An 18,337-nucleotide genomic window follows, 5' to 3' on the forward strand; every position below is an offset into this window, starting at 1 on the left:
GGCTGCGCAGTGCAGCGCAGGCGTCGCCAATCGTCGACGCCCGCCTGCGCGCGCAGCGCCTGGACAGTGCGACTGCGCGCTGGTGTTCTACGACCTGCCTGTCGCTGCTGACGCAAGTAATTGGCTGTCACAAGCACCTGCGATATTGAGCGCGAACGGAAACGCCAATAAAAAACGGCCCTCTACGGGGCCGTTTTTTATTGGTGCGCGTGCTGCAGTTCAGCGCCCGCGATTACCGCCGCCCGGCGGGCGCCGATTGCCGCCGCCCGGCGGACGACCACCCGGTCCACGCGGCGCGCCGCCCGGACCGCCGGGGCCGCGATTGCCGCCCGGACCACGGTTGCCACCGGGGCCGCCTGCACGTGCGCCGGTCGGGCGACCGGCCGCAGGACGTGCCGCGCCATACGGGCTGAAGCCCGGGTTGGCGTGATCGGATGGGAAGCTCGGTGCATTGCCCGGATGACCGTACGGGTGCTTGCGCTGCCCCTGGCCTTGGCCCTGCGACGGGCCCTGTCCGCCACCGGCGCCGCCACGCCCCGGGCCGCCTGCGCCGGGACGTGCATTGCCCGCGCCGCCACCTGGGCGCGCGCCGCCCGGACCCTTCTTCGCATACGGGCGCGCCTGTCCGGTGCCGGGGCCGCCGGGGCCGGCATTGCGGTGACCGCTCGGGCCGGTGCCCACGCCATCGGGCACGTACCAGCTACGGAACGCGGCCGGGTTGCCGTCCGGCAGGCCACGGTCGCCCTTGGCGGGGGCGCGCTGCTTGAACGGGCGCTGCTGCGACTGCTTGGCCGCCGCTTCGCCGCTGACAGTGAGGCCGCCGCGGAAACCGCCCGGCTTGCCACGGCCACGGCCGCCGCGATCTTCGCGCAGGTTGTCGAAGCGGCGCAGTTCGCGGCCTTCGTCGGCGCCGGAGGTCTGGCCGTTGACGTAGGCATTGCTGCGGCCATCGCGCGAGACGTGCACGGTGGACTTTGCGGCGCGGCGCTGGCCGATCACCGGCTGCAGCGTCAGCGCCGACGGCGCGCCTTCTTCCAGCTTGAGTTCGGCGCGCAAGCTGTCGACCTTGTCCTGCGCCACTTCGATCGACTGCCCGCGCAGCAGCTCGCGCGGCAGCGAGATCTTGCCGTAGCGGCTGCGCTTGAGCCGACTGACCTGGCAGCCCTGCGACTCCCACAGGCGCCGCACTTCGCGGTTGCGGCCTTCCTTGACCACCACGCGGAACCAGTCGTGCGAGTCGGTGCCGCCGATGCGTTCGATCTCGTCGAACTTGGCGCCGCCGTCCTCCAGCAGCACGCCGCGCGACAGACGCTCGATAATGGCGTCGGAGACCTTGTCTTCGCCTTCCGGTGCGCGTACGCGCACCACGTATTCGCGCTCGACCTCGTAGGAGGGATGCATCATCGCGTTGGCCAGCTCACCGTCGGTGGTCAGCAGCAGCAGGCCGGTGGTGTTGATGTCCAGGCGGCCGATGGCGATCCAGCGCGAGCCTTTCAATGCCGGCAGCGACTCGAATACGGTCGGGCGGCCTTCGGGGTCTTCGCGCGTGGTCACTTCGCCTTCGGGCTTGTTGTAGATCAGTACGCGCGCCGGTTCGGTCAGCGCGCTGGCCACGAAACTGCGGCCATCCAGCTCGATCTTGTCGCCGCTGCGCACCGACATGCCGGTCTGCGCGACGGCGCCATTGACCTTGATCAGGCCATCGGCGATACGCTGTTCGAGCGCGCGGCGCGACCCCAGGCCGGCCTGGGCCAGCACCTTGTGCAGGCGCTCTTCCAGCTTGGGCGCTTCGGGCGCGCTGTCGCGCTTGAGGGAAAGCTTGTTCAACGACAGCTTGCGGGGGGTGTCACTCATGTGTCTGGCTCCGGCCGACGCGTTCTGGGTCGGCCTCTGGGTCGGAATCGGCTTCGTCAACAGCCACGGTCGTCGTCGCGACGGCGTTGTCTTCGTCTTCGTTCACTGCATCCGCGCGCGTTCCCGGCGCGGTGTCGGGGTCGCCCTCACGGGCGTCATCTTGGTCCAACGGGTTCAGGTCCTGCGCCGAGGCATGCTCGGGGTGTTGCGGTGTTTGGTTACTTGATTCATCGGCGCTGGCGTGGTCATCGACCGCGTCGGCATGGTGTCCGTTTTCAGCGTCGAATGCAGTGTCCGTGCCGGCAGTCTGGTCGCTGATGTCGACATCGTCGGTATCGACATCGGCATCAACAGCCATCTCGGCATCGGGATCGGCATCGACGTGCGTTGCGTCGTCGCTGTCGCTGCTTGCGTCGGTGGTGCTGCCCGATGCCGGCAGCACGTCCTGCGCATCGCGGTGTTCCGGCGCAGCGTCGCCCGGGTCGGCGTCCACTTCAGCACCTGCATCCGCCGCCGCGTCAGTCGTTGCATCGGCGCCGCCTGCTTTCGCCGCATCCGCGTCCGCATCCATCGCCGCCGACGCCGGCACCGCGCCATCCAGTTGGCCGTCGCGGTCCAGCGGCAACTGCGGTTCCAGCTCGGCGATGTCCTTCAACTCAGACAATGGCGGCAGCTCATCCAATCGCTTGAGCCCGAAGTAATCCAGAAAGCCCTTGGTGGTGCCGAACAGGGCCGGCTTGCCGGGCACGTCGCGGTGGCCGACCACGCGGATCCACTCGCGTTCTTCCAGCGCCTGGATGATGTTGCTGCTGACCGCCACGCCGCGCACCTGCTCGATCTCGCCGCGGGTGATCGGCTGGCGGTAGGCGATCAGCGCCAGGGTTTCCAGCGTGGCGCGGGTGTACTTGGTGCGGCGCTCGGTCCACAGTCGGGCGACCCAGCCATGCACGTCGGCCTTGACCTGGAAGCGGAAGCCCGAGGCTACCTCGACCAGCTCCACGCCGCGTTTGGCGCAGCCGTCGCGCAGCAGTTCCAGCGCGCGCTCGACGCTGCCGGGCGGCGCCGGTTCTTCTTCCGGAAACACGCCCTGCAGCTGCGCCAGCGTCAGCGGCTGGCTGCTCGCCAGCAGGGCAGCTTCGATAATGCGGGTGATCAACGCTTGATCCATTCGGTGATCGGCTTCAGAGAGGTTCGTTGGCGGCATCGCTGTCGTCGAATTCGCTGGAGAATTGCAGCGGCGCATTGGTATTGCCCAGCGCCAGCGACTTCACGTAGATCGGCGCCAGCGGCGCCTCCTGCACGATGTCCAGCAATTGCTCCTTGGCCAGTTCGAGCAGCGCCAGGAAGGTGACCAGCACGCCGAGCTTGCCTTCTTCGGCGGTGAACAGCGATTCGAAGCGATAGAACCTGCCATCGTCCAGACGGCTCAGCACATCGCCCATGCGCTGGCGCACACTCAGCGCCTCGCGCTTGATCGCATGGCCGGTGAACAGTTCGGCGCGTTTGAGCACGTCGTACAGCGCCATCAGCATTTCTTTCAGTTCCACCGGCGGCGGCAGCTTGACCGCGGCGCGCTCGGGCAGATGCGCCTGCACCGGCGCGCTGTCGCGGCCCATGCGCGGCAGGGTATCCAGATCCTCGGCCGCCTGCTTGAAGCGTTCGTATTCCTGCAGCCGGCGCACCAACTCGGCGCGTGGATCGTTTTCTTCGCCTTCCTGGCTGGGCGGGCGCGGCAACAGCATGCGCGACTTGATCTCGGCCAGGATCGCGGCCATCACCAGATATTCGGCCGCCAGTTCGAAGCGCAGCTCCTGCATCACGTTGATGTAATCCACGTACTGCCGGGTGATCTCGGCAACGGGGATATCCAGGATGTCCAGATTCTGCCGGCGGATCAGATACAGCAGCAGGTCCAGCGGACCTTCGAAGGCATCCAGGATGACTTCCAGCGCGTCCGGCGGGATATACAGATCCTGCGGGATCTGCAGCACCGGTTGCCCATGCACCACCGCCAGCGGCATTTCCTGCTGCTGTGGCGGCGCGCTCGTGGCTGGCGGATTCGCGTCGTGCGCGAGTTCGGAATTCATCAGGTCGACATCGGGTGTTACGGTCGCCGGCCGCGGTCGGAGCCGCGCCTGCAGGGCTTTGCCTTGAGTTATTGCGATCAATGTCGTGCCCGTGCCGGCACGATCCTACAAATCCACATACAACGTGCGCCGCGTGGCATGCGGCGACGGAACAGCGAGGAGGTCGTCTACGCGGGTCGGCGGTGGGCAGCGAATCGGTCGTCGAGGAGGCGTGGGGCCTGGGCCGACGGGCCGCTGCGTCCGATTGCGTGTGCAGTGGTGGCAAGGGTAATGCGTGCGCGGGGGCGGTGTCCAGCGCTGAGGCAGCTAGAATCCCGAGGCTGTTCTTCACGTCTTGGGCGAGGTGGCCTATGTGGTACGTAATCGAAGGGTATGACCGGGCCGACGCACTGGCGGCGCGGCAGCAGGCGCGACCGGCGCATCTGGCCCGTTTGCAGGCGCTGGCGGCGGCAGGGCGCCTGCTGGTGGCCGGCCCATGCCCGGCGATCGATGCCGACGATCCCGGCCCGGCCGGTTTCAGCGGCAGCGTGGTCATCGCCGAATTCGAGGCGCTGGACGCCGCCCGCGCCTGGGCCGATGCCGACCCGTACGTCGAGGCGGGCGTGTACGTGCGCACCGAGGTGCGTCCGTTCCGCCGGGTGTTGCCATGAGCCGGGTCGAGCGGATCCGCACCGCGCTGCAGGCGGCGCTGGCGCCGACCGAGCTGGAGGTGGTGGACGACAGCCATCGCCACGCCGGGCATGCCGGCGCGCGCGACGGGCGTGGGCATTTCAATGTGCGCGTGGTCAGCGCCGCCTTCGCCGGCAAGCCGCCGCTGGCGCGGCACCGCGCGGTCTATGCCGCAGTGGGCGAGATGATGCAGACCGATATCCACGCGCTGTCGATCGAGGCGATCGCGCCCGGCGAGGCCGGGTAACCAGGCAATCAAGCCGCCGTCGCAGGAGCGCACCCGGGCGCGAAGGGGCTATCGGTAAGGCCTGTCGCGCCCGGGTGCGCTCCTACGGGCGGCGACCGTTCCGTGCGCAGCAGACCAAACCGCCCCCAACCGTGATCGCCGTCGGCCTTCGTCCGTGGACCCATGGGCGGTATTTGTTGCGACGCAACACATTGCTTCACGCATTCATCACTTGCAGATGCTTGATCTGTAAGCGTTTTCACGAGCGTGAAGACAGGGGTTTACGCCCCTGTATGAAAACGCTTACAGTCCGCGCCAGTTTTGGGAACTCGGTCGCGGAGGGCGACACGAATGGCCAAGGGTGCGGTCACCATCAAAGATGTCGCCAGGGAAGCACAGGTCTCCGTCGCAACGGTGTCGCGTGCGCTCAATGGGCATGACAACGTCGCCGGGCCGGTGCGCCAGCTGGTGCAGGACGTGGCCGCGCGGCTGCGCTACAGCCCGCATGCGGCAGCCCGCAGCCTCAGCAGCCGACGCACCCAGACCTTAGGGGTGGTGCTGCCCGATCTGTATGGCGAATTCTTTTCCGAACTGATCCGCGGGATCGACGGCGCGGCGCGTGCCGCCGGCCAGCATCTGCTGGTGTCCAGTTACCACGGCGACCCGGAGGCGCAGGGCAGGGCATTGCAGTCCATGCGCGGGCGGGTGGATGGTCTGCTGGTGCTGTCGCCGTATGCCGAGCAGCCGGGGTTCCTCACCGATAACCTGCCGCAGGCGCTGCCCACGGTATTGATCAACGCGCACGTTCCCGGCGATGCCTACCCGGTGCTGAGCATCGACGACCATGCCGGCGCGATGGCGATGACCGAGCACCTGCTGTCGGCCGGGCATCGACGCATCGCGTTCATCGGCGGGCCGGCGCTCAATTTCGATGCGCGCGAACGCCTGCGCGGCTTCCGCGATGCGATCGCCGCACACGGGCACACGGCGCAGGGCATCGAATTGCCCGGCGACTTCGACGAGGCCTCCGGCCACCGCGCCGGGCAGGCGATGCTGGCGGACGGGCCGCTGCCCGATGCGGTGTTCGCCGCCAATGACATGACCGCGTTGGGCTGCCTGTACGCGTTTGCCCAGGCCGATGTCTCGGTGCCCGGCGACGTCGCACTGGCCGGCTTCGACGATATTCCATTGGCCCGTTTCGTCCACCCGGCGCTGACCACGATGCGGGTCAGCATCGCGCGCCTGGGCGAGCAGGCAATGTCCCGGCTGATGCGGCTGGTGGACCAGCCCGGCCGTGATGACGGCATCCGCCAACTGCTCACGCCCGAACTGGTGATCCGCGCTTCCTGCGGCGCCGGCGAGCCCCGCCCCTGAGGTTTCCAGCCCGCTGACCCTTTTCGCGGACGTTCTGTCCGCTCCCGCTGCCCCCCGCAGCGGTCGTTCCTGCAAGTCGCAACGCCACAACAACAATCTGTACCGATCCCTGGAGGGACCAATGCGCCACCACTACCCCCATTCCGCCAGCCCGGCACGCAAGCTGCTCAGCTGCGCATTGGCCAGTTGCCTGCTGCTGGGCGCAGCACCGGCCTTCGCGCAGAGTGCCGCCGCGACCATCCGCGGCCAGGTCACCGTCGACTCGGCACCTGCCAGCCAGGCCCAGGTCACCGCGACCAACCTTGCCACCGGCCTGACCCGCACCGTGCAGGTCAGCAACGGCGGCTACTCGCTCGGCGGCCTGCCGCCGGGCTCGTACCGCCTGGACGTCACCGCCAATGGCCAGACCACCTCGCAGAACGTCACCGTGCAGGTCGGCCAGACCGCCACGCTGAATCTGGGCGTCGGCGGCGAACCGGCCACGGCCGCCGGTGGTAACGCCACCACGCTGGACGCGGTGCAGGTCAAGGCGCCGCCGGTGCTGGTGGAAACCCGTACCTCCGAGAACGCCACCTATATCTCCAACGTGCAGATCCAGAACCTGCCGCGTGCCACGCGCAACTTCCTGGAACTGGCCGACACCGTGCCGAACGTGCAGTTCACCCGCGATGCCAACGGCACCACCAAGGTCCGCTCGGGCGCCACCTCGGCCGAAGGCACCAACGTCTACATCGACGGCGTGAGCCAGAAGAACTACGTGCTGACCGGTGGCGTCAGCGGCCAGGATTCCAGCCGCGGCAATCCGTTCCCGCAGTCGGCGATCGGCGAATACAAGGTCATCACCTCCAATTACAAGGCCGAGTTCGACCAGGTCAGCGGCGCGGCCATCGTGGCCTCGTCCAAGTCCGGTACCAACGATTTCCATGGCAGCTTCTTCTGGGACACCAGCAATGACGGCTGGCGCGAGGAGAGCCCGCTGGAAAAGCGCGCCGGCGTGCGCGACGACTTCGAGGAAACCCAATACGGCGCGACCTTCAGCGGCCCGATCCTGAAGGACAAGGCGCATTTCTTCGTCGCCTATGAAGCCAAGGAATACACCACGCCGAACGTGGTGATCCCCGGTTCGATCTATTCGGACCGCGTCGATCAGCTACCCACGCAGTTGCAGCCGCTGGTCGCCACCTACAGCACGCCGTTCAAGGAAGACCTGTACTTCGCCAAGATCGACTGGACCATCGGCGACAACAGCCTGTTCGAGCTGAGTGGCAAGTACCGCAAGGAAGACGAGCTCAACGACGTCGGCGGCACCTCGACCCTGGAGCACGGCAGCATCAACGGCCAGGAAGAAAAGCGCGCCAACCTGCGCTGGCAGTACAGCGGTGCCAATTTCCTCAACGAAGCCAACCTCAGCTACGAGAGCGCGTTCTGGAACCAGGCGCCGATCAACAACGGCACCGGTTATGTGCTGAGTTATGCGCCGGTGCGCGGCATCGAGGACGAAGTGCTGTCCGCCGGCGCCGGCAGCAGCTTCCAGCGCAAGGGTCAGAAGGGCTGGACCTTCCAGGACGACCTGACCCTGAACAGCCTGGAATGGCACGGCGCGCACACCGTCAAGATGGGCGTGAAGTTCAAGAGCATCGATCTGGATTCCACCCAGTTCAACCCGGCCAATCCGCAGTACTACTACAACATCCTTGGCGATCTCGAAACGCCGTACCGGGTGCGCTTCGGTGCGCCGCTGGTCGAAGGTGGCGGTTCGGTGGTGTCCAAAAACAAGCAGTACGGCATCTATCTGCAGGACGACTGGGAGGTCAACGAGCACTGGACCCTGAACCTGGGCGTGCGCTACGACTACGAAGAAACCCCGGCGTTCCTGGACTTCGTCACCCCGTCCGACGTCGCCGGTGCGCTGCAGAACTGGACCAACCTGCAGAACGCCAACTACGACATCAACAACTTCATCAGCACCGGCAACAACCGCAAGGCATTCAAGAATGCCTGGCAGCCGCGCCTGGGTGCTTCCTATGACCTGTTCGGCGATCAGGCCCACGTGATCTACGGTGGTGCCGGCCGCGCGTACGACCGCAACATCTTCGACTACCTGGCGCTCGAGCAGCTCAACAACTCGTTCAAGTCCTACAGCTATTACTTCACCAACCCCAACAACCAGAATAGCCAAGCCTGCCTGGGCGACCCGTGCGTGGCATGGAATCCGGCCTACAACACCCAGGAAGGTCTCGACGCACTGGCGGCGACCAGCAGTGGCGGCGGCGGTCGCGAGGTCTACCTGATCGACAACAACATCAAGACCCCGTATTCGGACCAATTCAGCATCGGCATGCGCAACATGGTGCCGCTGTGGGGCCAGGACTGGTTCACCGACGTGACCCTGAGCCGCATCGAAAGCCACGACGGCTTCGCATTCGTGCGCGGCAATCGTCTGCCGGATGGGTCGTTCTTCCAGCCGGGCACCACCTCTGGCTCGCCGACCGACGGCCCGGACGGCTACAGCGCCATCGTGCTGGGCACCAACGGCGTGGAAACCCGCAACAACCAGCTCGCCCTGCAGGTGGAAAAGCCGTTCGACGAGGAATCCGGCTGGGGCCTGACCGTGGCCTACACCTATTCCGACGCCAAGGAGAACCGCCAGTTCGGCGAGCACTACGCACTGGACCGCGAGCGCGTCGAAGACTACGGCTGGCGCGAGGCCGGCGGCATCGCCAAGAACCGCCTGGTGGTCACCGGCATCTACGAGCTGCCGTACGAGATCAAACTGTCCGGCAAGCTGTCGCTGGCCAGCCAGACCGCGCGTTACGGGCAGAACTGCCTGGCCGGCAACGATCAGTGCTACATCGTGCAGTTCAAGCCGGACGGTACGCTGGGCTACAAGGAGTTCAGCATCGCCGCCAATAAAGAATGGGATACCGGTGGCGGTGTCAAATTCAACGTGCGTGCGGATATCCTCAACGTGTTCAATTGGGTGAACTACGCCAACTTTAACGGCGAGACCGGGACACTCGGAGACTTGAACACGGCTTACGGCACCCCGACCGGTGTGCTGGCGTCGCCGATGCGTACCTTCCGTCTGGCCTTTGGCCTGAACTGGTGAGGTGCTCGACCGCTCCGGCAGATGCCGGGGCGGTCGAACTCGGCGCTTGGATAGGGTAGGTTGGCGTGCGAGATGTAATCGATTACACACGTGGGGGGCGGATGAACAGGGGCAGGACGTCGTATTGGTTGACCATTCCACTATTGCTGGGTGCGCTGGTACTGGCGTCCTGCAAACAGGCCGAGCAACCCAAAGTGGCCGAAAAGAAGGCACCGGTGAAAATCATCCTGGTGGAAGCGCAGCTGCCACCCAAGCCAGTCAAACCGCCGCTGCCGCCGCTGTTCTCGGACATCGAGCGCCGCACCTTCCAGTTTTTCTGGGATACCACCAACGAACTCAATGGGCTGTCGCCGGACCGGTTTCCGTCGCGCCCGTTCGCCAGCATCGCCTCGGTGGGGTTTGCGCTGACCGCGTACCCGATCGGCATCGAGAACGGCTGGGTCAGTCGCAATCAGGCGATCGACCGCACCCTGACCACACTCAAATTCTTCCGCGACGCGCCAATGGGGCCGCAGCGGACCGGTAGGGCCGGGTACAAGGGCTTCTACTACCACTTTCTGGACATGCAGCAGGGCAACCGTTACGACAGCTGGGTCGAGCTGTCGAGCGTGGACACCGCGCTGCTGATGATGGGCGTGCTGTTCACCCAGTCGTATTACGACGGCGACGACCCGCGCGAGAAAGAGATCCGGCAGATCGCCGATGCGCTGTACAAGCGCGTGGACTGGCGCTGGCTGCAGCAGCGCGCGCCGCTGATCTCGATGGGCTGGTTCCCCGAGAGCGGCTTCATTGACCACGACTGGATGGGCTACAACGAGGCGATGATGCTGTACATCCTCGCGCTCGGCTCGCCGACCCACGGTGTGGATGTGGATGCGTGGACCAGCTGGACCCGCACCTACAACAACGACTGGGGCGTCTACCAGGGCCAGGAATACCTGTCCTTCGGCCCGCTGTTCGGTCACCAGTACAGCCATGTCTGGATCGATTTCCGCGATATCCAGGACCAGTACATGCGCGAACGCGGCATCGACTATTTCCTCAACAGCCGCCGCGCCACCCTGGCCCAGCGCGACTACGCCATCGACAACCCGATGAAGTGGAAGGACTACGGCGAGAACGTCTGGGGCCTGACCGCCGGCGACGGGCCGCAGAACACCAGCCAGGAATACCGTGGCGAGCAGCGCCAGTTCCGCCACTACTCCTCGCGCGGCGCCGGCCTGCGCGAGAACTTCGACGACGGCACCATCGTGCCGTCGGCGGCGATTTCCTCGATCGTGTTCGCCCCGGAAGTGGTGATCCCGGCCACCGAGGAAATGCACAAGCGCTATGGTGATTTCCTGTATTCCAGCTACGGCTTTCTGGACTCGTTCAATCCCAGCTTCAACTACGACATCCCGCTCAAGACCGGGCGCATGGTGCCGGACCGTGGCTGGGTGGCCAGCGACTACATCGCCATCGACCAGGGCCCGATCCTGGCGATGATCGCCAACTACCAGAACGAATTCGTCTGGACCGTGATGAAGAAGAACCCCTACATCCGGGCCGGCCTGGAACGCGCCGGCTTCACCGGCGGCTGGCTCACCCCCGAAGGCGAGCCGCAGCCGGCGCCACAGAAGGACGAGCAGAAGGCCGCCGCCCGCGCGCTGGGCATGGCCGAGTCGCGCGCCGCCGCCGCCCAGGCCCAGCAAGACCCCTCGCAACGCCAAAAACCCGAGTAATCCGTGCGCCTTTTGAAACTGTTGATGATCTCCGCCGCACTGTGTCTGGGTGTGGCGGGCTGCGAACGCTCCGACCCCGGCAAGACCACTGTGCGCTTCTGGGCCATGGGCAAGGAGGCCGAAGTGGTCGCCGAGCTGGTGACCGACTTCGAGAAGCAAAACCCCGATATCCACGTGGATGTGCAGAACATCCCGATGACCGCGGCGCACGAAAAACTGCTGACCGCCTTTGCCGCCGATGGCTTGCCGGACGTGTGCCAGCTCGGTAACACCTGGCTGCCGGAGTTCGCCCTGCTGGACACGCTGGAGCCGATGCAGCCGTATGTGGCCCGTTCCAGGAGCGTCGACCCGCAGGATTATTTCCCCGGCGTGTGGGACACCAATCTGGTCGACGGCACCCTGTATGGCGTGCCGTGGTATGTGGACACCCGGCTGCTGTTCTATCGCAAGGATCTGTTGCGCGAGGCCGGCTATAGCGAGATGCCCAAGACCTGGGCCGAGATGGAACAGGTGATGGCGGCGATCAAGCGCAAGGTCGGCCCGGACCGCTACGCCATCCTGATGCCGCTCAACGAGTTCGAGCAGCAGCTGTCGTTCGCGCTGCAGCAGGACGACCGCCTGCTGCGCGACCACGACAACTACGGCAACTTCCGCGGCGAGGGCTTCCGCAAGGCGCTGGGCTTCTACGACACCATGTATCAGAAAGGCTGGGCGCCGAAGGTCTCCGAGACCCAGGTCTCCAATGTCTGGTACGAGTTCTTCAACGGCTATTACGCGTTCTATCTGTCCGGCCCCTGGAACGTGCGCGAGTTCAAGCTGCGCCAGCCGCCGGGCATGGAAGGCAAGTGGGGCACCGCGCCATTGCCGGGACCCAACGGCTTGGGCGCGGGGATTGCCGGCGGTTCCAGCCTGGTGATCTTCAAGTCGTCGCAGCACAAGGATGCCAGCTGGAAGCTGATCGAATACCTGTCGCAGCCGCAGGTGCAGGCGCGCTTCCACGCCATCATCGGCGACCTGCCGCCGCGTCGCAGCACCTGGAAGTTGCCCTCGCTGGCCAACGACGAACTGGCGCATGCCTTCGGCGACCAGCTGGAGCGGGTCAAGGCCACGCCCAAGGTGCTGGAGTGGGAGCGCATCGTGCAGGAAATGCGCCTGGTGACCGAGCGCGTGGTGCGTGGCGGTCAATCGCACGAGGCCGCCGTGCAGGAGCTGGATAAACGCGTGGACGAGATTCTGGCCAAGCGTCGCTGGATCTTCGAACAGGAGGGCGGGCATGTCGGTCCGGCCGGTCAATCTGCAACGCCTGCGGCGACATCTGCCGCCGCGCCAGTGCCGGCAGCGGACAAGGGAGCAGCACCATGATGAGGCGTAATTCCGTCGCCGGCTGGGTGTTCGCCGCGCCGTCGATCCTGGTGCTGGGCATGTTCTTCGGCGTGCCGGTGTTCGCCGCGCTGGTGCTCAGCGTCACCGATTTCGATCTGTACGCGCTGGCCGACAGCGGCCATTTGCGCTTCGTGGGGCTGGGCAACTACATCGACCTGCTGCAGACGCCGCTGTTCTGGAAGTCGTTGTGGAACACCACGTACTTCGTGCTGCTGGGCGTGCCGATGTCGATCGGGGTGTCGCTGGGCGCGGCATTGCTGCTCAATGCCAAGGCCTCGCGCTTCAAGGCGCTGTTCCGTACCGCCTTGTTCGCCCCGGTGGTGACCACGCTGGTGGCGGTGGCGGTGATCTGGCGCTATCTGTTCCACATCAAGTACGGCCTGGTGAACTTCGGCCTGAGCCATCTGGGCATCGCCCCGATCGACTGGCTGGGCGACCCGCGCTGGGCGATGCCGACCATCATGCTGTTCGCGGTATGGAAGAATTTCGGCTACAACATGGTGATCTTCCTGGCCGGGCTGCAGGCCATTCCGCAGGACCTGTATGAGGCCGCGCGCATCGATGGCGCCTCGCGCTGGAAGCAGTTCCTGCATATCACCCTGCCGATGCTCGGCCCGGTGCTGATGGTGGTCGGGGTGATCACCATCTCCGGCTACTTCCAGCTGTTCGCCGAGCCCTACGTGATGACCCGCGGCGACCCGCTGCAAAGCACCGTGAGCGTGCTGTACTTCATGTTCGAGGAAGGCTTCAAGTGGTGGAACCTGGGCCGAGCGTCGGCGGTAGCGTTCCTGCTGTTTTTGATCATCCTGGCGGTGACCACCGTGATGCTGCGCTTCGGCCGCAAGAGAGATTTGATATGAGTCGTGATGTCGGCCAATCGCGCTGGAACGGCGTGTTGATCAATGGTGGCCTGCTGCTGCTGGCGCTGGTCAGCCTGGCGCCGCTGCTGTGGATGCTGTCGGTGTCGTTCATGCCCACCGGCGAGGCCAGCCGCTTCCCGCCGCCGATGCTGCCCTCGGCATTCACCACCGCCAATTACCACGAGCTGTTTGCGCGCACCGGCATGGCGCGCAACTTCGCCAACAGCCTGATGGTGTCCGGGCTGATCACGCTCGGCTCGCTGCTGATCAACACCATGGCCGGCTATGCGTTCGCCAAGCTGCAGTTCGTTGGCCGCGAGCGCATCTTCAAGATCCTGATGGCCGCGCTGGTGATCCCGGCGCAGGTGGCGATGCTGCCGTTGTTCCTGTTGATGAAGCAGCTGCATCTGGTCAACAACATCGGCGGGGTGGTGGTGCCGGCGCTGGCGACGGTGTTCGGCATCTTCCTGGTGCGCCAGTATGCGCGCAGCATTCCCGACGAACTGATCGAGGCCGCGCGCATCGACGGTGCCAGCGAGATGCGGATCTTCTTCCAGATCGTGCTGCCGATGCTCAAGCCGGTACTGGTCACCCTGACCATCTTCACCTTCATGGGCTCGTGGAACGACTTCATGTGGCCGCTGATCGTGCTGACCGACCAGGAACAGTACACCTTGCCGGTGGCGCTGGCGGCGCTGTCGCGCGAGCACATCATGGACGTGGAGCTGATGATGGCCGGCGCAGTGGTGACGGTGATTCCGGTGCTGCTATTGTTCGTCGCGCTGCAGCGCTACTACATCCAAGGTCTTCTGCTGGGGAGTGTGAAGGGGTGAAGCCAATGTTCCTGCGATTGCTTGCCATGACCGCTGTTGCCACGTCTGCGGTCACGGCGCAGGCGCAGGAACGCGTGCTCGACGGCTTCAACGACATCAGCGCCTGGCGCCTGGTGGTCTCTAACCAGGTCAGCGGTTCGCTGCGACCGGTGGCCACCAGTTCCGGCGGGCATGCCCTGTGCCTGGACTACAACTTCAACGGCGTGTCCGGCTATGTCGGCATCCGCCGCAGCCTGCCGATCGACTATCCGGACAATTACCGCATCGGCTTTGCGCTGCGCGGCGAGTCGCCGTCCAACGACCTGCAGGTCAAGCTGATCGACGCCAGCGGCGACAACGTGTGGTGGATCAACCGGCCCGGCTTCAACTTCCCGAAGAACTGGACCACCGTCGGCTATCGCAGGCGCAACATCGAAAAGGCCTGGGGCCCGGGTCAGGACAAGCAGCTGCGCAGCAGCGCGGATGTCGAATTCACCATCTACAACAAGGTCGGCGGCAAGGGCACGGTGTGCTTCGACCGCCTGACGCTCACGCCGCTGCCGCCGGAAGACACCTCGCCGTTGAAGGCCGAGGCCATCACCGATACCGCGCCCGCACTGGAACAACGCCTGGCCGACGGCAAGCCGGAGACCTTCTGGCTCAGCGGCGCGGTCAAGCAACAGACCGTCACGTTGGATCTGGGCAAGGTGCGCGAATTCGGCGGCGCGGTGGTGCAGTGGGTGCCCGGCCTGCAGGCCTCGCAATACGTGGTGCGCGCGTCCAGCGACGGGCGCGGCTGGCGCGACCTGCGCACCGTCACGGCCGGTGCCGGCGGCACCGATTGGCTGGCACTGCCGGACACCGAGGCGCGTTACCTGCGTTTCGATCTCAAGGACGGCCCCAACTGGCGCTACGGCATCAAGGAAGTGCAACTGCAGCCGCTGGCGTTTGCGGCGACCCCGAACGATTTCATCAAGTCGCTTGCCGCACAGATGCCGCGCGGCAGCTATCCGCGCGGTTTCTCCGGCGAGCAGCCGTACTGGACCATCCTGGGTCTGGATGGCGGCACCGAGCAGGGCCTGATCGGCGAGGACGGCGCGGTGGAAGTGGGCAAGGGCGGCTTCAGCATCGAGCCGTTCGTGGTCAGCGGCGGCAAGCTGCTGCACTGGTCCGACGTCAGCAGCGAGCAGAGCCTGCAGGACGATTACCTGCCGATTCCCAGCGTCGACTGGCATCACGACCTGATGAACCTGCGCGTGACCGCGTTCGTGCAGGGCACCCCGGAGCAGGCGCAACTGGTCGCACGCTATCAGCTGCACAACACCGGCAAGGAGGCGCGCGAGTTCACCCTGGCGTTGGCAGTGCGGCCGTTCCAGGTCAATCCGCCGGCGCAGTTCCTCAATACCCTGGGCGGCGTCAGCCGGATCGAACAACTGGCGGTGGACGGTGCGCAGGTCAGCGTCAACGGCAGGCCGCGCGTATTCGCCGCACAGCGTCCGGATGCCGGTTTTGCCAGCGCTTTCGACAGCGGCATGGACGTCAGCCATCTCACTGCCGCCACCCCGCCGGCGATCACCCAGGTCAAGGACGATACCGGCCTGGCCTCGGGCGTGCTGCTGTATCGCTGGAAGCTGGAGCCTGGCCAACGGCGCGAGGTGGCGCTGGTGATTCCGCAGACCGGCACCGCGCAACTGCCGGCCGGCTTCGATGCCGACAAGGCGCAGCAGCAGGTGGCCCAGCAGTGGCGCAGCAAGCTTGATCGCGTGCGCATCAGCGTGCCGGCCGAAGGCAAGCCGGTGGTCGACACCTTGCGCACGGCGCTGGCGCACATGCTGATCTCGCGCATCGGCCCGCGGTTGCAGCCCGGCACACGCTCGTATTCGCGCAGCTGGATCCGCGACGGCGCGATGATTTCCGAAGGCCTGCTGCGGCTTGGCCGCGAAGACGTGGTGCGCGAGTACGTCGACTGGTTCGCCCCGTATCAGTTCGCCGACGGCATGGTGCCGTGCTGCGTGGACGACCGCGGCAGCGACCCGGTGCCCGAGAACGACAGCCATGGCGAGCTGATCTTCAACATCGCCGAGTACTACCGCTACACCGGCGATAAGGCGTTCCTGGAAAAGATGTGGCCGCACGTGACCGGCGCCTACGACTACATGGAAAAGCTGCGCGCCAGCGAGCGCACCGAAGACAACTTCATGCGCAACCCGGCCTTCTACGGAATGATGCCGGTGTCGATCAGCCACGAAGGTTATTCGGCCAAGCCGGTGCATTCGTACTGGGACAACTTCTGGGCGCTGCGCGGCTACAAGGATGCGGCGATGCTGGCCGGCGCGCTCGACAAGCCCGACGAGGTCGCCCGCTTCAGCACTGCACGCGACGAATTCAGTGGCGACCTGGTCGCCTCGCTGGGTGCGGCGGTGCGCCAGCACGGTCTCGATTTCCTGCCCGGCTCGGCCGAGCTCGGCGACTTCGATGCGACCTCCACCACCATCGCGCTGGCGCCGGGTGGCGAGCAGCAACGCCTGCCGCAGGACCTGCTGACCAATACCTTCGAACGCTACTGGAAGGAGTTTTCCGAGCGCCGCGACGGCAAGCGCGCATGGAAGGACTACACACCCTACGAATGGCGCAACGTGGCCGCATTCGTGCGCCTGGGCTGGCGTGACCGCGCCTGGGACGCCACCGCGTTCTTCTTCAAGGACCGTGCGCCGCAACCCTGGAACCAATGGGCCGAAGTGGTCTCGCGCACGCCGCGCACGCCGTTCTTCGTCGGCGACCTGCCGCACGCCTGGGTCGCCTCGGATTTCGTGCGCTCGGTGCTGGACATGTTTGCCTACGGACGCGAATCCGACGCCAGCCTGGTCATCGCTGCCGGCACCCCGACGCGCTGGTTCGAGGGCAAAGGCATCGGCATCGCCGAACTGCGCACGCCGTACGGGCGTCTGAATTACACCCTGCAGCGCACCGACAAGCAGCTGGTGCTGCAACTGCAGCCCGGCCTGATCCTGCCGCCGGGCGGGGTGGTGTTGCCGTGGCCGTACCAGGGCACTCCAGGCAAGGCCAGCATCAACGGCGAATCGGCACAATGGCACAACGGCGAACTGCGGATTCAACAGCTGCCGGCCACTGTGCAGATCGATGTGCCCAGCGCGGTGCGGCGGGCCGAGCGCGCTACGCAATGAATGGCGCAGCTCGACCGAGCAGGGCAGCGCTGGCGCGGCGTGGTGCCCGTCGGCCGGTCGTGTGGGTGGCGCTGCTGCTGTGCGCCGGCGCTGTACACGCCACGCAGGCCAGCCACGCCCTGCAGGTCGCGCAACCCGCACAGGTCAACCAGACCGATCGTGCAGAACGCGCATCCCAGCCAGTGCAGCCGCCGGGCCCGGCGCAGCGCGAGATGACCCTGGTCACGCTCAACCTGCACCACGACCGCGAAGACTGGCCGGCGCGTCGCGCCTATATCGCCAAACAGCTCAAGCAGCTGGCGCCGGACGTGATCGCGCTGCAGGAAGTGATCGAACGCCGCGACAGCGTGGAGAACCAGGCCGCCTGGCTCGCGCGCAAGCTGGGTTACGACTACACCTTCGCATCGGTCGATCCGGTCGGCGCGCCCAAGCGCTACGGCAACGCGTTGCTGAGCCGGCGCAGGGTGCTGGCCCGGCATCAGCGCCTGCTGCAGCCGCTGGACGATTACCGCGTTGCCGCGCATCTGCAGGTCGATATCGATGGCCAACCGATCAATGTCTACGTCACCCACCTCAACGAGCGTGCCGATGCACGCGGCACCGCCACACGTACGCGTCAGGTCGCCGACTTGCTGGACTTCATTTCCTCCAACAGCAATCAGGCACCGGTCGTGATTGCCGGCGACTTCAACACCGCCGCCGATGCCCTCGATCTGGAAGCGCTACGCAAGGGCTACGGCGACAGCTACGGCAGCGTGCACCGCAACGGCGACGCCAGCGTCAGCACCTTGAACCTGCATGTCTTCGACACGCCGGCGCGGATCGACCACGTGTTCTTTCAGCAGAACCGCCTGCTGGCCCGCGAAGCGCGCATCCTGTTCGACACGCCGTATGCCGAAGGTCGCTGGGCCTCGGACCACTACGGCGTCTGGGTGCGCCTGCAGCTCGCGCCACAGGCGCAGTCCGCGCCGTAGCCGCGCGCAAGCGATCGAATGCCGTAGGAGCGCATCCGGGCGCGATGGGGCGTTACCGGTAACGCCCCATCGCGCCCGGGTGC

At 66.0% G+C, this 18,337-nt stretch carries 13 protein-coding genes; 10 read left to right on the forward strand and 3 right to left on the reverse strand.

Going from position 1 to position 18,337, the window contains the following annotated elements:
• Positions 1 to 219 precede the first annotated feature (219 nt).
• Genes FHT08_RS07155 through FHT08_RS07165 form a run of 3 tightly spaced genes read right to left on the reverse strand, consistent with a single transcriptional unit; the run spans position 220 to position 3,941 of the window.
• Positions 220 to 1,854 (reverse strand): pseudouridine synthase, encoded by a 1,635-nt coding sequence (locus tag FHT08_RS07155; protein ID WP_104537157.1) that lies wholly within the window; start codon positions 1,852 to 1,854, stop codon positions 220 to 222.
• Positions 1,847 to 3,058 carry an SMC-Scp complex subunit ScpB gene (gene scpB, locus FHT08_RS07160; protein WP_208408841.1) on the reverse strand — a complete coding sequence of 404 codons (1,212 nt, stop codon included), beginning with the start codon at positions 3,056 to 3,058 and terminating at the stop codon, positions 1,847 to 1,849. Before scpB ends, FHT08_RS07155 begins: the two co-directional genes overlap by 8 nt.
• Entirely contained in the window at positions 3,036 to 3,941 is a 906-nt protein-coding gene (locus FHT08_RS07165) for a ScpA family protein (protein ID WP_104604726.1), read from the reverse strand. Before FHT08_RS07165 ends, scpB begins: the two co-directional genes overlap by 23 nt.
• 350 nt (positions 3,942 to 4,291) lie before the next feature.
• On the opposite strand from FHT08_RS07165, the gene FHT08_RS07170 reads away from it, so the two are divergent.
• The 10 genes from FHT08_RS07170 (at position 4,292) to FHT08_RS07215 (ending at position 18,254) form a co-directional block, all read left to right on the forward strand.
• Positions 4,292 to 4,591 (forward strand): YciI family protein, encoded by a 300-nt coding sequence (locus FHT08_RS07170; RefSeq protein ID WP_166774679.1) that lies wholly within the window; start codon positions 4,292 to 4,294, stop codon positions 4,589 to 4,591.
• A complete protein-coding gene (locus tag FHT08_RS07175; RefSeq protein WP_016904540.1) occupies positions 4,588 to 4,857 on the forward strand; it encodes a BolA family protein in 270 nt (89 codons plus the stop codon). Before FHT08_RS07170 ends, FHT08_RS07175 begins: the two co-directional genes overlap by 4 nt.
• 330 nt (positions 4,858 to 5,187) lie before the next feature.
• The gene (locus FHT08_RS07180; protein ID WP_166774680.1) at positions 5,188 to 6,210 is read left to right on the forward strand and encodes a LacI family DNA-binding transcriptional regulator; all 1,023 of its coding nucleotides are present in this window, start codon (positions 5,188 to 5,190) and stop codon (positions 6,208 to 6,210) included.
• 121 nt (positions 6,211 to 6,331) lie between these two features.
• On the forward strand, positions 6,332 to 9,319 hold the full coding sequence (locus FHT08_RS07185; protein ID WP_166774681.1) for a TonB-dependent receptor: 2,988 nt from the start codon (positions 6,332 to 6,334) through the stop codon (positions 9,317 to 9,319).
• A 101-nt stretch (positions 9,320 to 9,420) separates the two neighbouring features.
• Positions 9,421 to 11,040 carry a glucoamylase family protein gene (locus FHT08_RS07190; protein WP_053045120.1) on the forward strand — a complete coding sequence of 540 codons (1,620 nt, stop codon included), beginning with the start codon at positions 9,421 to 9,423 and terminating at the stop codon, positions 11,038 to 11,040.
• A gap of 3 nt (positions 11,041 to 11,043) precedes the next feature.
• Positions 11,044 to 12,402, forward strand: coding sequence for a sugar ABC transporter substrate-binding protein (locus FHT08_RS07195; protein ID WP_166774682.1), 1,359 nt, complete (start codon positions 11,044 to 11,046; stop codon positions 12,400 to 12,402).
• Positions 12,399 to 13,283 carry a sugar ABC transporter permease gene (locus tag FHT08_RS07200; RefSeq protein ID WP_104604716.1) on the forward strand — a complete coding sequence of 295 codons (885 nt, stop codon included), beginning with the start codon at positions 12,399 to 12,401 and terminating at the stop codon, positions 13,281 to 13,283. The genes FHT08_RS07195 and FHT08_RS07200 overlap by 4 nt, the downstream gene beginning before the upstream one ends.
• Positions 13,280 to 14,116, forward strand: coding sequence for a carbohydrate ABC transporter permease (locus tag FHT08_RS07205; protein ID WP_016904891.1), 837 nt, complete (start codon positions 13,280 to 13,282; stop codon positions 14,114 to 14,116). Before FHT08_RS07200 ends, FHT08_RS07205 begins: the two co-directional genes overlap by 4 nt.
• A gap of 26 nt (positions 14,117 to 14,142) precedes the next feature.
• Positions 14,143 to 17,280, forward strand: a complete 3,138-nt coding sequence (locus FHT08_RS07210) for a discoidin domain-containing protein (protein ID WP_166774683.1) — start codon at positions 14,143 to 14,145, stop codon at positions 17,278 to 17,280.
• Between the two features lie 59 nt (positions 17,281 to 17,339).
• The gene (locus FHT08_RS07215; protein WP_166774684.1) at positions 17,340 to 18,254 is read left to right on the forward strand and encodes an endonuclease/exonuclease/phosphatase family protein; all 915 of its coding nucleotides are present in this window, start codon (positions 17,340 to 17,342) and stop codon (positions 18,252 to 18,254) included.
• The last annotated feature ends 83 nt before the right edge of the window (positions 18,255 to 18,337 follow it).

This window comes from Xanthomonas sp. CFBP 8151, assembly GCF_011761885.1.
GTDB classification, from domain to species: Bacteria; Pseudomonadota; Gammaproteobacteria; order Xanthomonadales; family Xanthomonadaceae; genus Xanthomonas; species Xanthomonas arboricola_B.

Bases quoted from the DNA above. Each gene is read 5' to 3' on its own strand.
- FHT08_RS07155 (WP_104537157.1), bottom strand. From the start codon at position 1,854: ATGAGTGACACCCCCCGCAAGCTGTCGTTGAACAAGCTTTCCCTCAAG.
- scpB (WP_208408841.1), bottom strand. From the start codon at position 3,058: ATGCCGCCAACGAACCTCTCTGAAGCCGATCACCGAATGGATCAAGCG.
- FHT08_RS07165 (WP_104604726.1), bottom strand. From the start codon at position 3,941: ATGAATTCCGAACTCGCGCACGACGCGAATCCGCCAGCCACGAGCGCG.
- FHT08_RS07170 (WP_166774679.1), top strand. From the start codon at position 4,292: ATGTGGTACGTAATCGAAGGGTATGACCGGGCCGACGCACTGGCGGCG.
- FHT08_RS07175 (WP_016904540.1), top strand. From the start codon at position 4,588: ATGAGCCGGGTCGAGCGGATCCGCACCGCGCTGCAGGCGGCGCTGGCG.
- FHT08_RS07180 (WP_166774680.1), top strand. From the start codon at position 5,188: ATGGCCAAGGGTGCGGTCACCATCAAAGATGTCGCCAGGGAAGCACAG.
- FHT08_RS07185 (WP_166774681.1), top strand. From the start codon at position 6,332: ATGCGCCACCACTACCCCCATTCCGCCAGCCCGGCACGCAAGCTGCTC.
- FHT08_RS07190 (WP_053045120.1), top strand. From the start codon at position 9,421: ATGAACAGGGGCAGGACGTCGTATTGGTTGACCATTCCACTATTGCTG.
- FHT08_RS07200 (WP_104604716.1), top strand. From the start codon at position 12,399: ATGATGAGGCGTAATTCCGTCGCCGGCTGGGTGTTCGCCGCGCCGTCG.
- FHT08_RS07205 (WP_016904891.1), top strand. From the start codon at position 13,280: ATGAGTCGTGATGTCGGCCAATCGCGCTGGAACGGCGTGTTGATCAAT.
- FHT08_RS07210 (WP_166774683.1), top strand. From the start codon at position 14,143: ATGACCGCTGTTGCCACGTCTGCGGTCACGGCGCAGGCGCAGGAACGC.